At 61.7% G+C, this 13,368-nt stretch carries 15 protein-coding genes; 4 read left to right on the top strand and 11 right to left on the bottom strand.

Annotation, left to right across the window (positions count from 1 at the left end):
• Positions 1-169: 169 nt before the first annotated feature.
• The 3 genes from JMJ55_RS04465 to JMJ55_RS04455 all read right to left on the bottom strand — a co-directional run bounded on the left by JMJ55_RS04465 (position 170) and on the right by JMJ55_RS04455 (position 3,153).
• Positions 170-1,837: an ATP-binding protein gene (locus JMJ55_RS04465; protein WP_202824259.1), complete on the bottom strand. Its 1,668-nt coding sequence runs from the start codon at positions 1,835-1,837 to the stop codon at positions 170-172.
• 40 nt (positions 1,838-1,877) lie between these two features.
• A complete protein-coding gene (locus JMJ55_RS04460; protein ID WP_202824258.1) occupies positions 1,878-2,684 on the bottom strand; it encodes a hypothetical protein in 807 nt (268 codons plus the stop codon).
• 223 nt (positions 2,685-2,907) lie between these two features.
• Positions 2,908-3,153 carry a hypothetical protein gene (locus tag JMJ55_RS04455; RefSeq protein WP_202824257.1) on the bottom strand — a complete coding sequence of 82 codons (246 nt, stop codon included), beginning with the start codon at positions 3,151-3,153 and terminating at the stop codon, positions 2,908-2,910.
• Between the two features lie 1,061 nt (positions 3,154-4,214).
• Between JMJ55_RS04455 and JMJ55_RS04450 the strand changes: the two genes are divergently transcribed.
• Together JMJ55_RS04450 and JMJ55_RS04445 are read left to right on the top strand one after the other, a co-directional pair.
• Complete coding sequence (locus tag JMJ55_RS04450) at positions 4,215-4,451, top strand: cupin domain-containing protein (protein ID WP_202824256.1); 237 nt, start codon at positions 4,215-4,217, stop codon at positions 4,449-4,451.
• A 36-nt stretch (positions 4,452-4,487) separates the two neighbouring features.
• Positions 4,488-4,655, top strand: coding sequence for a cold-shock protein (locus JMJ55_RS04445; RefSeq protein ID WP_202824255.1), 168 nt, complete (start codon positions 4,488-4,490; stop codon positions 4,653-4,655).
• Positions 4,656-4,841: 186 nt separating this feature from the next.
• Here the strand turns inward: JMJ55_RS04445 and JMJ55_RS04440 are convergent, their stop codons facing one another.
• From JMJ55_RS04440 to JMJ55_RS04410, 8 genes are all read right to left on the bottom strand, one after another.
• Complete coding sequence (locus tag JMJ55_RS04440) at positions 4,842-5,810, bottom strand: sensor histidine kinase (RefSeq protein ID WP_202824254.1); 969 nt, start codon at positions 5,808-5,810, stop codon at positions 4,842-4,844.
• A gap of 1,006 nt (positions 5,811-6,816) precedes the next feature.
• Positions 6,817-7,134: a GFA family protein gene (locus tag JMJ55_RS32030; RefSeq protein ID WP_456237067.1), complete on the bottom strand. Its 318-nt coding sequence runs from the start codon at positions 7,132-7,134 to the stop codon at positions 6,817-6,819.
• On the bottom strand, positions 7,118-7,255 hold the full coding sequence (locus JMJ55_RS32340; protein WP_456237066.1) for a GFA family protein: 138 nt from the start codon (positions 7,253-7,255) through the stop codon (positions 7,118-7,120). Before JMJ55_RS32340 ends, JMJ55_RS32030 begins: the two co-directional genes overlap by 17 nt.
• 58 nt (positions 7,256-7,313) lie before the next feature.
• Positions 7,314-8,246 (bottom strand): alpha/beta hydrolase, encoded by a 933-nt coding sequence (locus tag JMJ55_RS04430; RefSeq protein ID WP_202824252.1) that lies wholly within the window; start codon positions 8,244-8,246, stop codon positions 7,314-7,316.
• 57 nt (positions 8,247-8,303) lie between these two features.
• Positions 8,304-8,975, bottom strand: coding sequence for a DUF1194 domain-containing protein (locus JMJ55_RS04425; protein ID WP_202824251.1), 672 nt, complete (start codon positions 8,973-8,975; stop codon positions 8,304-8,306).
• Positions 8,976-8,999: 24 nt separating this feature from the next.
• On the bottom strand, positions 9,000-9,392 hold the full coding sequence (locus tag JMJ55_RS04420; RefSeq protein ID WP_202824250.1) for a RidA family protein: 393 nt from the start codon (positions 9,390-9,392) through the stop codon (positions 9,000-9,002).
• A gap of 135 nt (positions 9,393-9,527) precedes the next feature.
• Positions 9,528-9,998, bottom strand: a complete 471-nt coding sequence (locus tag JMJ55_RS04415) for a cupin domain-containing protein (protein WP_202824249.1) — start codon at positions 9,996-9,998, stop codon at positions 9,528-9,530.
• A 227-nt stretch (positions 9,999-10,225) separates the two neighbouring features.
• Positions 10,226-10,489: a hypothetical protein gene (locus JMJ55_RS04410; protein WP_202824248.1), complete on the bottom strand. Its 264-nt coding sequence runs from the start codon at positions 10,487-10,489 to the stop codon at positions 10,226-10,228.
• 590 nt (positions 10,490-11,079) lie between these two features.
• Here JMJ55_RS04410 and JMJ55_RS04405 point away from each other — a divergent pair.
• Entirely contained in the window at positions 11,080-11,685 is a 606-nt protein-coding gene (locus JMJ55_RS04405; RefSeq protein ID WP_202824247.1) for an antibiotic biosynthesis monooxygenase, read from the top strand.
• Between the two features lie 511 nt (positions 11,686-12,196).
• Positions 12,197-13,360 (top strand): sulfite oxidase, encoded by a 1,164-nt coding sequence (locus tag JMJ55_RS04400; protein WP_202824246.1) that lies wholly within the window; start codon positions 12,197-12,199, stop codon positions 13,358-13,360.
• Positions 13,361-13,368: the final 8 nt, after the last annotated feature.

Raw genomic sequence — 13,368 nt, 5'->3', positions numbered from 1 at the left:
GATCGCCTGGGCGGCGCCGGCCAGACTGTGGCCATCTACCGCCCGATCCGGCATCTACCGTGCCCCACCGAGCACGTCCTTCAACTAAGAGGATCGTCAAGGCGGTGTTTTCCGCCGAGTTACCAACCGGAATGGACCGACCCGCCGAGGATGAAAACCGGTCACGCCCTTAACCGAACGGGCCAGCAAGGTGCTGTTTCCGCCTAACCAGCGCATGCCGTGCAGCGGCGGAGATGTCGCCGCGAGTGTATGGCTTGCTCAGAATGCCCACATCACGCGGTAACGCCATGTCCCCCAAGACCTCAATATGGCCTGTTGTCAGGATCACAGGTATCTGTGGGAAGCGGCCATGGGCAACGCGGGCGAATTCCAAACCATCCATGCTGCCCGGCATGGAGATGTCAGTGAGGATCAGGTCCGCCATTGCCCCGCCTTCCAACAAAGCCAGCGCAGCGTCGGCGTCATCCGCTTCGATAGTTTGGTAGCCCAGTTCGGCCAGTGTTTCGGCCAGCGTCGAACGTACCATGGCGTCGTCCTCGACGATCAGCACAGTCTCGCCCATACCCGGCTCGGCCTCGGCTTCGGCTTCGGCACGCGGCGTAACTGGCACAGCCATGTGCCCGGTCGCTTCATGCGCGCGAGGCAGAAGAACGGACACCTCGGTGCCCTTCCAGGGCGCGCTGGCGATAGACGCCGTGCCGCCGCACTGGTGGGCAAAGCTATGGATTTGGGCGAGGCCAAGACCGGTGCCTTTGCCTGGACCTTTGGTCGTGAAGAACGGCTCGAAGGCTCGACGGCAAACCTCCTCCGACATACCCGGTCCATCGTCACGGACAGCAAGGCGGATGTAGCTGCCCCTGGGCAGTCGATTTCCGGCTACCGCCACTACTTCCTCACTCCGTAGCGAGACAGTGATCGTTCCGGCCTGCCCGCCAATGGCGTCCCGAGCATTGATGACGAGGTTGAGGAGAGCACATTCGAGTTGGTTCAAGTCGGCGAGGCATGTCCCAACGCTCTGTTCCGGAACATCGATATGCAGTGTGATCCGGTCGCCTGCGGCCCGTGCAAGGAGACCCCGAAGCCCGTTGACGATCCCAACCGGATCATGTGGTTTCAGATCAAGTTGCTGGCCACGAGCAAAGGTGAGTAGCTGAGACGTTATTGCTGTCGCCCGCTTTGCAGCATCGAGAGCGTTGTCAGCAAGCCGAGCCACCTCGGCTCCATCATTCCCCACTCGGCCCAAGATTAGTTCAAGATTGCTCGTCACGGCTTGCAGCACGTTGTTGAAGTCATGGGCGATGCTGCCGGTAAGTTGGCCAATGGCCTCCATTTTCTGGGCGTGACGTAGCCCTTCCTCGCTGGCCCTCAACGCCACCTCGGCCCGCTTGCGGTCTGTAACATCGGTCAGCGCTGCAATAACCCGAGCCTCACCGCTTCCCGGTGTGCGTTCGACTGTTGCCGACAGGATCACGTCAAGCTCAGCACCGTCGCGCCTGCGAAAGCGGCGCTCTAGGTCGCGGGCTTCACCTCTGGCCAGGAAGTCCTCCCAACCGGTTGTGGTCTGTCGAGCGGACGACGGCGTTTGGAACTCCGAGACAGCGCGGCCGACAACCTCATGGCGGCTGTAGCCCAGCAGACTGAGCAACCGGTCCGACACGTCGGTCACAGTCGCCTCCATGTCGAGCACCAGCATGGGAACAGGTGCGCGAACGAAGTTGGCACGGTGATGATCTTCGCTTTCGCGCAGAGCGGCATGAGCGACATCTGGCGCTGCGGTCAGAAAGGCGCCTCTCGGAATGGTCGCCGGTCGTGAGGATAGCGGACTGCTGTGTGTCACGAGCTTTCGCTCCTGCTACTTCCACCCTGGCGGGATGGTCTCACACACGTGAGTGACCACGCAAATAATTCCAACGGCAAATGGCCTCCGTGCGTATTAGTACGGAGGTAACGTCCTGGTGTTTCCGCACCTCTCTTGCGCTGTCTGCTACGTCCCGCTTGAGACAGCGCTCTACAACTATTCGATTATGCCGCGAGTTTCTGTCGTCAACACTCGTTAAAGTTGTGGCCGATGATATGCCGAACGGTGCTCCGCGAGGGCTTACTACCCGCGCGGATGCGAGCCAGCAGCGGATGCACCCCGCCCCGGCCTCGGCAGGCGGATGGCGCTGAGTGTCAGTCTGGTGCCGCAGGCTGTTACCTTCGACTCCTACCTCGCGCACCTCCGCCGCTGCTCCTCGGAGCGCGGCCGCGGCCTGTGGCAGGCGCGGCAGCCCGCTAGACGAACAGGGCCAGGAGCCACGCGAAATAGGAGACCAGAATCCCGCGGCCATGAGGTTGGTCATCCACTTGCAAAAGCCGACCGGGATCGGGGAGCGGCCCATCTCCCCTGCCTCCGCAATGATTTCCTCAACGCGCCTACTCGCGGCGGCGATATAGCGGCGAAAGATCAAGATGCCGACGAAGGCCAGCATGTGCAGAAACAGGAACACTCCCGGCACAACGTAGCGCAACCGCATAAGCCGCACCTCGGGCCAGCGGTCGCCCACGGCGAGGAAGGCGGCAAGGGCCACGAAGCTGGCAGTCAGGAAGAAGCTGAACCAGTTGACGAACTGCCCGATGTTGCTCCGCAAGTGGGCATTGATCGCCTCGTACTCCCTGACCAGCAGGCCGGTGTGGTCCACCATGGTCGTTCCTCGTCCGCCAAGCCGCCTCGTCCGCGACCGAGATACCTGGGCGTCACTTTCATCCCCGCCGTCCTGTGGCCTACTCGCAAGAAGCGGCCGTTGACTCGCCTGGGTGAACGAAGCCTCCCTGGTGTCGTTCCGGTGCGAAGCGCGACGACTCGTACTCGCGCGGTCGAGGGGAAGCGCAACACGGCTCGCAGGTGGCGCTCGACGACGGTGATGGTCACGTTCGCGGCTCGATGTCCCCCTGCTTGGGCGACAGCCGTTTGGCTGCTGCGGCCTCCTGCTCGGCCACCAGCTTCTTCATATGCGCCATGGCCTGCTCCGCGGTGCCGTAGAAGATGTCGGTGTCCCAAGGGTGGCTGATGCACCAACGGCTCGCCCCAGCCTCGGCGTGCCCCATCCGCCTCGCCTCGGCCTGCCCACGTGATGTCGGCACGATGAGCACGTCACCCGCTGCTTCGGCCATTCTGTCCTCCCTTACATGCCGGATGGCGCCCCAATAATGAGCATCGCCGCGGTCGCATCGGAAGGGCGATCTAGCAGTCGGCGATGGCATTCAGACGGTTTGGGCGCCCAGGCCACGACGGGGCCTCCGGCGACGCTCGATGAGGACTATGGCAACAACGATGGAGATGGCGAGGACGAGATCGCGGCGTAAGCACCCAGGTGCGGCAGACGCGCCAGCGTAGCAAGGCCGACAGCCCAAGCATCTGACGCGCCGGTCAGATACGTTGTCTACAGCCCACTTCCGCCTTTAGGGTGGTGGAAGGCTTATGTGTGCTTAGCATGAGCCACCTTCGGATGGAGCCGAAACACACCCACCATCAGGCGCCGCCGTTGCATCTCGATCTGAATAAGTCGCACTGCATTGAGTGGCAGCAGGATGGAGTGCAGCGCAAGGATGGGCCAGAGTCCCATCATCCAAGCGTAACAGATGAAACTAACGTTGCTCGCCAAGGCGACCATTCTCAGAGGGCGCATCGAAGTCATAGCGAAGGTGCAGAGAACGAGGCCGCAGGCGAGGAAGCCTAGCGCATGGCAGAACAGGTCGTCCGGTATGCCTACCATCGGTCGCCCTCCGCCATGGGCTGCATTGGGACACTAGGTCGGCATTTGCGAAACGGACCAGCACTAAGTCGCATTCTGATTGCAATACACTTACGCGATCAATCCTCCGCTCTGCTGCACATATCTGGTTTCAGCGGTTGTGTGTCGCTCGAACTACGGCCCGATACGTGCATTCGCCCCCAGCGAGAGACTCTCGGCACACCTTGCAGATCGTGCTTGTTCTAGGACTTCAAACTGTTTCCCCTTGGCTGGCCGGGACCAGAGACAAGGGGAGGACCAAATCATGCTGACGCGACGGCTTTTCTCTGGCTGCTGGATTTGCAGCGCCGCCGGGCTGGTCGCAACGACGGCCGAGGCCCAGCAGGCACCGCAGCTTTAAAGCGCTGGGCTGAAACGTACGATCCTTAACCAGACCGAGCTACCGGGCGGCACTCATGTAGTTATCAAGTCCTCGTCGAGGTGCCGCCGAACTCCGATGTCGAGCGTCACGTCCATCCCGGCATCGAGACGGGCTATGTTTTGGAGGGCAGCGGTATGCTCTACATCGAAGGGTGCGACCCGATCGAGTTGACGCCCGGCACGGGCCTCCAAGTGCCGCAGGGCGTCACCCACAGCGCGAAGAACGGGCCGACCGTGACAAAGCTCATCAGTACTCTCACGGTCGAGAAGGGAAAGCCAGCAGCATCTCCGGCGTAGCACGCTGGGCAGGATAGGGCAGGTTTGTCCCGTGTCATGCTCGCTGCGCCGGGCTCGCACGAGGACGGCGGCCAGGACATGTTCGTCCACATCACCGCTGTGCAGACTGCGGGATTGAGGGGCCTCGACGAGGGACAGAAGGTCACCTACGAGGTGGTAACCGAGCGTGGCAAGGAGGCGGCAGCGAACCTCAGGCTAGTCTGAGGCAGGAGCGGCCGGGCTACATTGGGGCGCTGTGACGGCACTGGCAACCGCCGTGGCGTAACCACCTCATCTCCGCTGCTGGCGCGCCTCTCGCTTCGCAGCAGCTACCTACTGAAAGAACTCCTGTCGTGGCTGGGCAAGGCTGCCGACCAGCACCGCGCGGGGGACATTCAAGCTCCGGCCAGCCTAGGGTGCTTTGCTCGGGCCGTGGTCGGCCGCGACCGGGAACCGCAATACATGCTGGGTTCCGCCAGCAGGGTTGTCACCGACCTGCAAGCGTCCACCCAACTGAGCCGCGAGCGCTCGGACGATTCGGCTTCCCAAGCCTTTCGTTCCGGTGGTCGTGGACGGCATCCCCACTCCATCGTCCACGACGAACAGCACGTAATCGCTGCCTTCACGCCGAAACTCGACACGAATGGTGCCGGACATGTCGTCCGGGAATGCATGCTTGAGAGCGTTGGTGACCAACTCATTGACGATCAGCGCGATGGCGCTGGCCTGACCAAACGGGAGCGTGTGCGCCTCGGCATTGAGGATGAGCCCCACAGGTTGCTCGCGCTCAATCGTGGCATTCAGATCCCGCACGAGGTCACGTAGAAAGTCATGGATGTCGGCGACCATCACGCCTTTCCGGAGGCCCATCTGGTCGTAAATGGTGGCAAAAAGGTGGACCCGGCTGGACGCCGCTCGCAAGGCTTCCGCAGTCTCCGGGCTGGCATGGGCCGCTCGGAGTGCGAAGGTCGCCGCAAGCCGGGCGAGATCGTTTTTGACTCTATGCCGGAACTCCGCCAGCAGGAGATTGTGCTCCTGCTCGGACGAGGCGGCGCGCGCTTTTGCCGTGGCGGTCTCGGCCTGCGCCGCCGAGGCGCGGGTTGCAAGGACATGCATTGCGTCCACGACAACAAGCGTGGCTGTCGCAAGAGCGGCGTAGAGGATCAGTTCGAATGCGTCCCGCCCATCCTGAACAGCGAAGTCGCCAACAGGCGGTAGGCTGAAAGCAACAAATCCGATGCTGGCGAACAGAGCAGCGGACCCGGCGTTCCGGCCAAAGGCAACGCCTGCGAGAACGACGGCGGGAAAAGCGAACACGTAAGGGTAGAGGTTCGCATCGGCAAAGGCGACCCGATGAAGTCCCTCAGCGAGGTAGGCCAACGCCAACCCTGCGACCAGACGCAGTGCGAAGGGCCACCTCCTAGTCGCGGCGGTATACTTGATGAGCGATGCCACGGCTCCTTGGACCTATAATTTGGTCTGGGACCGTATCAGCATTCTGGACCGTCTGCCTATAAACTTTTCCCGATGCTTATTATTTTATACAAAATGCTGAGTGGAAAAAGATAGACGCACCTCGCCTTCTCGTCGATTCGGTGCTCGGCAGCGTTTCGGGTGCTGGTTCAGCAAGTGAGCGACGTGGATCGGTCATGAGACGCGCATTGGTCGAGCCGCCACAAGCCATGCATTGGTGGGTGTGCAAAAATGGCCCAATGCATCGCGGAACTTGATCCGCGGCTTATCCGGCCGTACTGGTCTCAGCCGCCGCAGCGGGGCACGCTGACAAAGTTTCGCCATCCAACCAAGCATCTACGAGCGACGTGACGGTGCTGACGCCACCGAAGGTCCACCCGTCGAATGGATGACCATCGAGGAACAGCACGCATTTCTGCCCGCCCGCCATGCATTCAATGCAGGCTCCCCTGTAACCATAGCTTGGCCCACCCCAAGGTCCGCGTTGGGCAGTCTGTTTGATAGTAGGCCGCACGGTTTGTGCTGATCTGGAAACTACGGTCACAGCGACAGACTGGGCTGCCAAGCTCGGTTGTCCCCGCGGAACCCGCCCCAAGCCGCCATGCAATCAAGGCCAGACATGCATCCTACGTTCAGTCTGCAAGGCGACACGTCCAGCCTCCAAGGATGGGTTGGCGCGCCAGACCGGTCATGCAGGCGAATCCCTGCTAGACGGGCTGGTGCGTCTCAGACCTTGGCCGCCTCGTACACCATCACGCATTACTGTCAAGATATTTACGATGCGCTTGCACAACCCAAGGTTCCACCCCAAGCCAGAGCAGCACCGGCATCAGCCACGAAGCTGTGGATCGCGCCAGATCGATGAGGCCCGTCAGAGCTATTAGCCGGTAGTTTCGATACTTGCGCTGGAAGCTCAGTCCGGCAGCCACTTACGGTCACCGGGCATGGCCTCATAGCGCAGAGCATCGTCTGGGATCGCCACCCAGGGCTGCATGCTACGGGTAAAGAAGTGGGCGACTGGCGGTAGCCATGTGGCGTCGTCGAGGGTGCCCGGCTTGAGGTTGCGGTGCTCCCGCCCAAGCTCGCCACCCGGATCATGGTACAAGCGAGTACCACAGTCGGGGCAGAACCAGCAGGTCATCGTCCGTCCCGTCGGCGTTTCGCAAAGAAGGACCTGGGTTCGCCCTGGGTGATGTGCAGATGCTCCTTCCGCATTACCACCCCCTGCCAAAGGCAGCCCCGGATTGGGTCTGACAGACGGTGCAATGGCAGCAATAGACAGTCCTGGGCGGCGCGGTGATCGCGTAGCGGACCGCCCCACATTGGCAGCCGCCGGTCTGCGGGAGCTTCATGAGCTTGCCTCCACCTTCGTGTCTGCTGCCACCATGCGATTGTCGCCTCCTTTGGCACTCAATCCTGCCCCAAGGTGCCACGCAGCCACGCGCATGCCTCGCTCAAGGCCGTGTCCGCCCCGCTGATCATGCCGGTGAACAGCAGGAAAGCATGGATCATACCGGCTTGCCGCGAGAGGACCGTCGGCACGCCAGCATCGAGCAAGCGCTCGGCGTAGCGCTCGCCCTCGTCGCGCAGCAGGTCGCACTCGGCCGTCAGCACCATCGTCGGAGGTAGGCCGCGTAGGTCAGGCGCGCGCAGCGGCGACGCGCTTGGGTCCGCCGCGTCCGAGGGGCTGTTCAAGTATTTTTCCCAGAACCAGGGCAGGTCCGCTGCCGTTAGACCGTATCCCTCGGCGAACTCTGTCATCGAGGCCGTAGCGGGTGTGCCCAGGTCCGTCGTTGGATAAAGGAGGAGTTGACCTGCCAACTGCGGGCCACCCTCGTCACGCAAGCGCAGCGCGGTTGCAGCCGCGAGCAAGCCCCCAGCGCTGTCGCCGCCGACCACCACGCGCTTCGGGTCGGCTCCCAGTTCGCGTGTGTGCTCGGCGGCCCAGCGGGTCGCGGCGTGGCAGTCGTCATGGGCGGCCGGGAAGCGGTGCTCCGGCGCAAGGCGGTAATCCACTGAGACAACCACGCAGGCTACCCCCGCGCAGAGGTTGCGGCAGAGCGCGTCATGAGTATCGAGGTCGCAGACCACAAAGCCACCGCCGTGGAAGAACACCAGCAGCGGGAACGGGCCGGTGCCATGCGGTGTGTAGACCCGAAGGCCGAGCCGCCCATTCGGGCCGCGGATGCACCGATCGACGACAATCGCTACCTCCCCAGCCGATACGCCCGGCAGCGGGTGTGCCCGGAACATTGCCCTCACCTGCTCGACGGGGAGGCTGCGGATCGGCGGCTGGGACCCGGTGGCATCGAGGAGCGCCTGCACCTGTGGATCAACGGGCATTCTGCTCTCCTTACCGGGGGCAGTGCCCCTGCGCTTGCAGGTGTATAGGCTTATCGATCAAGGCCATCCTGATGCAATCTCACGCACCAACTTTCGTCGGAGGGCTGGTATGAAGTCGGCTTGGTCGGTAACTTCGACGACAAATGCATCTTTGCCGCCAATTACGGCGTCGGTATAGAACTCTGCTGTCCCCGTCGCTCCCCAGTTTGTTGGAGGGTAGGATATCTTCTTTGATGGCAAAGCCAGACCATTGATCGTGATGCCATCGTTCACCACGCTTTCGCGCGCCTGTTGAAGGGCACGTACAGCGTCTATCCGGTCTCGCCCTTCGTCAGGTCCGTCACCCGAAATGTCGATCACGCGCCGATTGCTATCCCAAGGTGCTCTGGCAAGCAGCAAGCGGGCGAACTCGATGCAACTGGATATGGAGGTCGAACCACGCCAGGGGCGTGACCGCCGCGCAACTACGGCGGACCAAGCTGCTGCATCACTCTGGGACGCAATTCGCGTCCACGGGGCGACGACCTGTTGTTCGCCATGGCCCGACCACTCCACGTAAGCCAGTCCGATCGAACCAAAAACTCCACTGCGGATCGCTGTCAGCACCGCCGTGTCGGATAGGGCGGCGCAGTAGCCGTCCCGTTGCAGCCGGTCCTCATCGTCGTCGATCGAACTCGATCCATCGACGGCCAGGACGAGAAGCAAATCAACCGGCGCATTGCGAGACACGGCTGTCTCCCCTGGCGCCTGCCATCAGGCAAGCGCAATGCATTCAATCTCGATATCGAACTCCATCGGCCACGATCCAACAGTGACAAACGTACGGGCAGGCGACTTGTCAGGAAAATCTCGTGCGTAGATGTTGTTAACCTTGTTAAAATAGGCAGCATTGGTGATGTAGATGGTTGCTTTCACCACCTTGCTTAGCGAAGAACCGGCGGCTTCGAGTGCATGTTTGACGGCGGCCAGTGAAGCCTCGGTCTGCGCTTCGATGTCGCCTCCGACGATTTTTCCGTCCCTTAGATTCATGCCGAGCAGGCCAAACACAAAGAGAAATCCATTCGCCCGCACGACCGGGGAGAGCGGCACACCTGCGTTGCGGATCAAGTTGGAGATAACCGGAACTTCGATGATTTCCTTTTCCACGACTAAACCTCCTTTCTAGTGAATCGGACGATCAGGTGCTCATACGGCAAGCCAGTTCAAGGACACTGGCTAGTGCACTGACATAGACGACAGTTCACCCGCCTGAGCGACTGGCCCGGCGTAAATGGGAGCAAGTCACTCCCAATCCCGATCGAACGATTCGTATCCATGGCGTGCAAAGATCGCGTCGCGTATCGCGGGATCAATCTCAGGCAGATGTTTGCCCTGTAGGCGCATTTCTTCGAACGCTTTCGCTCCGGCACCCGGAGTGAATATGAAGAACAGTCGCCCGGCCTCGCTTCCACTGTTGCGCCAGCCGTGCACTGTGCCGAGTGGCACGAACACCCAAGCATCCGCCGAGACGCGCTCGGAATTTTCGCCTAGCCGGACAGTAAAATCGCCAGAATGGACGTAGATAACCTCATCCGAAGTTCGATGGAGATGCAGAGGAGTACCAACACCGGGTGGAACTGCTTCCTCAAACACTGCGATTCTGCCGTCTGTATCGTCCGCAAAAAGTTTGAATACTGCGGGACGCCCTGGTCTCATATCCCAGGCTGGGCCTTCGTGCGCAGCAACGGCGTAGCCTTGAGAACCGCTTGTCATGCTGGCTCCTCCCTATATCCCACCATCGGCACGACAGCGTGGGAGCCAAGCCGTATCATGAGCAGGTCGGCTCCCATCAAAAGGAAAAACGCTTCGGTCGAGGGCAGTCCTGTACCTTTTGTTTGTGTCGCTGCATTAGCTACCGCCCTGCGGGGGTGTACCCGGGCGACACCGCAGGCTTAGACGTGGTGGCCAAACGCACCTACCAGACGGGCTAGCGCCTGCACTTAGTCGACGAACCGGAATTCCGGTGCTCCGACGGCGCCTGCATTCTGCATCGTCGTCCTCAAGTCGTCCGCCCGACTGAACTCCTCGGCCCTTCGCCGATCCGCCATGTCGAACAGGATCAGGATGTCGTTGGGGTCCTCCGCGCCTCGGTAGACGCGGGGGTTGGTCAGGCCAGCAGCTATCTGCGCCGGAATGTGGGCGTCGAATACGGGCCGCCATGCACCGTAATACCTAACCGCGTGGCGGGTGATCATGGTACCCATGGTTCTCCTCCCGCATGTCGCTTGGGGACGCGCCAATCTCTGGTGCGCTTGACTTAGGCTAAGCCAGCTTCTTTCCAGTCGGCAGGACCAGAAAAGAAAGTCATCTTGGACAGGATGTACGGGCTCCGAGACGAACCGAAAGCGTCTCCCATCTGAATCAGTGGCGCACTTGGTGCGTACGCAACGCCACGCTGCGGTTTACCAGTCAACCTCTGTAGCTTGGCCTTGCCAGTCGCGCGTGGTGCTTGCGCATGCGTTCCTTTGGACATCGCTGGCTCCGCGGTGCGTGACAGCTAACTGCATGGAGTTGCGCTATATGCCGACTGTTCTGACGGTTCGTCTGCTTCCTAACGCTGTCTCTCAGCGTCAGAACTTTAATGTTCTGCTCGCTAACAATGCACGCGGGAACTGCTTTCGAAACGGCACACGCGGACGTTGTAGAAGGAGCGTGCTCTTGGCTTCCGTCTGACACGGCGCTGTATGCCTATAGACGGTCACCCGAACTCCTTTGCCACGCTCATGATCGTTGACCCTCCCGGCAGGCGGGGAGCAGCATTCCTTGCTCCTCGTGAGGACAGGGAGGGGCAACAATGCACATCATGATCAGCCGCTACGCGGGCGCTGCGGGAATGACAGCGGAAGCGGCACCGAAGGCCCAGCGTGGGCTTGTCCCGATCTTGAAAGGCCAGCCCGGCTTCCACGGATACGCAGCCTTCGGAAGCGAGCAGGGCGATATCGTCTCCGTTTCCATCTGGGAGAGCGGCGCAGCGGCAGCGGCCGCGCGGCCGAAGATCGGCGAATGGATATCAAGCAATCTCACCGGGCTTGATCAGCCAACCGAGCGTTTCATCGGCGATGTCGGGCCGCATGCTATGGCGGCGCCGCAGAGCGGTGGACCGGCGCAATCCCTCTACTGCATGGTGAGAAAGGCGGAGAACCTGCCGTCCACCTCAATCCAGCAACCGGTCATAGAGGAGATGCTGGCCGCGACCCAGAGGGTCCCCGGCTTCCGAGGCGCCTACTGGCTGCGCTCTGCGGAGGATCAGACGCGTGGTGCCTCTGTCCTGTTTTTCGATGCCCGTGAGCACGCCAACACCGCGCATGAAGCGGCGCTGGCCGTCATGCACAAGCACCAGCCAGACGTTGCCGTCCGGGTTGCGGCCTCCGGAACAACCGCTGTCCTGGCGATGGCCTGACCGCTCCTGCCGGGTCAAGAGGCAACCAAAGATCACAAAGACGGTGTTGGGCACCCGGATGCGTGGCGCTAGCCGGGCAGCGCGCACTGGCTTGGGGAACATGCAGCGTGCCCATCGCGGACGCTGCGGTCGGATCGGCTGGTTGCATCTCGTAGTTGGAGAGCGAACCTTCGGACAATCTCGCTGAGTGCATCGATCTCTAATCCCGGCCAGGGAGCGGCGTGGCCCTCTGTCGTGCCAGAATGATGGGGGCGTTAACCACCGAATGCGGTCAGTTTCTAAGTCTGCTGTCCGTAGTTGTTTTCATCACTGCTGCGGGCGTAGTGTCCTACACACGTGACCAGCCGAGCGACAAAAACAAAAACTCTCGCTGTCCATACTGGCTCGCCTTTCGCGCGCTGAGACCTCCCGCAGATTGATCCGGACGCTTCGAATGCCGGGGCCGGTAGCAGCGCTCCGCCGTGCCCAGCCGAATAAGTCCCTTCTGGTCGCCAAGCAGAGGAGTGACGTGATGAACAACGTCCGTATCCCACGCCGGGACATGATGGCCTATGGTGGTGCAGCCTTGACGGGGCTCGCGCTTTCGCAAGTCTCGTTTCTGGCGAAAGCGTTCCCGGTGCGACCCGGCGAGGAGGTTATCCCTTGGGCTGATCAGCCGCCGGCGCATGCCCTGCCCAATGTGGTGCCAAGGCAGCTTCGCTGGGAGGAGTTCGACTCCCTCATAACACCGAACGACCGCTTCTTCCTCGTCGGCCACTACGGGTTTCCCGCCATCGATCCGCAGGGATGGACGCTGAACGTCACCGGGCAGGTGCGGCAACCGCTGGCCCTCACGCTCGACCAGATCAAGGCACGGCCACGACGCGAGGTTGTCTACACACTCGAATGCTCCGGCAATCACGGTTTCCCCTTCATGGTCGGCGCCATCGGCACGGCTAAGTGGGCAGGCACACCGCTCGCCCCCATCCTTGAGGAGGCCGGAATCCGCGAGGGCGGCATTGAAGTGGTGTTCCACGGCGCGGACACGGGCGAGGAGCAAATCCGCGATGTGAAGGTTCAGGCGCCCTTCGCCCGTAGCCTCTCGGTCGCTGATGCCGCGAGGCCCGAGATGTTGCTGTGCTACGAGATGAACGGGCAACCCCTGCCGCGGGAGAGTGGCTTCCCCGTGCGGCTAATCGCGCCCGGCTGGTACGGCGTGGCCAACGTAAAATGGTTATCTCGGATTGAGGTGCGCGAAACACGCTTCATGGGACGCTTCATGGGACGCGATTACGTGACAGTGCGCGAGGAGGAAGTCGGCGGCAAGAAACTGGCGGTGGAGACCTCGGTCGGACGTACGTTGCTGAAATCCGCGCCCGGCAGAGTTACGCGGCAGAACGGCCTATACCGCATCATTGGCGCGGCCTGGGGTGGCGATGTTGCCAAGGTTGAGGTGCAAATCGATGGAGGGCCTTGGCAAGCGGCTACTATCGATCGTAGCGAGACTTCGGAGTTCGCGTGGAAGCCATGGTCCCTCGACTGGCCCACACCTTCGCTTGGGGAGCATGCAATCACCTCGCGGGTGGCCGATGCTGCGGGCAAGGTTCAGCCTGCAATGGACGATCCCCTCATCACTAACAAACGCACCTACTGGGAGAGCAACGGGCAGGTCACCCGTCGGGTCAGGATCGCCTAGGAGAATAG

The organism is Belnapia mucosa (assembly GCF_016775475.1).
Classification (GTDB): Bacteria; Pseudomonadota; Alphaproteobacteria; order Acetobacterales; family Acetobacteraceae; genus Belnapia; species Belnapia mucosa.
This window is presented reverse-complemented; position numbering and strand designations above follow the sequence as displayed.

What these genes read in the sequence shown, in the direction of transcription:
- JMJ55_RS04455 (WP_202824257.1), bottom strand. Translation starts at nt 3,153, where the DNA reads ATGGCCGAAGCAGCGGGTGACGTGCTCATCGTGCCGACATCACGTGGG.
- JMJ55_RS32340 (WP_456237066.1), bottom strand. Translation starts at nt 7,255, where the DNA reads ATGAAGCTCCCGCAGACCGGCGGCTGCCAATGTGGGGCGGTCCGCTAC.
- JMJ55_RS04405 (WP_202824247.1), top strand. Translation starts at nt 11,080, where the DNA reads ATGCACATCATGATCAGCCGCTACGCGGGCGCTGCGGGAATGACAGCG.
- JMJ55_RS04415 (WP_202824249.1), bottom strand. Translation starts at nt 9,998, where the DNA reads ATGACAAGCGGTTCTCAAGGCTACGCCGTTGCTGCGCACGAAGGCCCA.
- JMJ55_RS04445 (WP_202824255.1), top strand. Translation starts at nt 4,488, where the DNA reads ATGCTCGCTGCGCCGGGCTCGCACGAGGACGGCGGCCAGGACATGTTC.
- JMJ55_RS04400 (WP_202824246.1), top strand. Translation starts at nt 12,197, where the DNA reads ATGAACAACGTCCGTATCCCACGCCGGGACATGATGGCCTATGGTGGT.
- JMJ55_RS04410 (WP_202824248.1), bottom strand. Translation starts at nt 10,489, where the DNA reads ATGGGTACCATGATCACCCGCCACGCGGTTAGGTATTACGGTGCATGG.
- JMJ55_RS04460 (WP_202824258.1), bottom strand. Translation starts at nt 2,684, where the DNA reads ATGGTGGACCACACCGGCCTGCTGGTCAGGGAGTACGAGGCGATCAAT.
- JMJ55_RS04430 (WP_202824252.1), bottom strand. Translation starts at nt 8,246, where the DNA reads ATGCCCGTTGATCCACAGGTGCAGGCGCTCCTCGATGCCACCGGGTCC.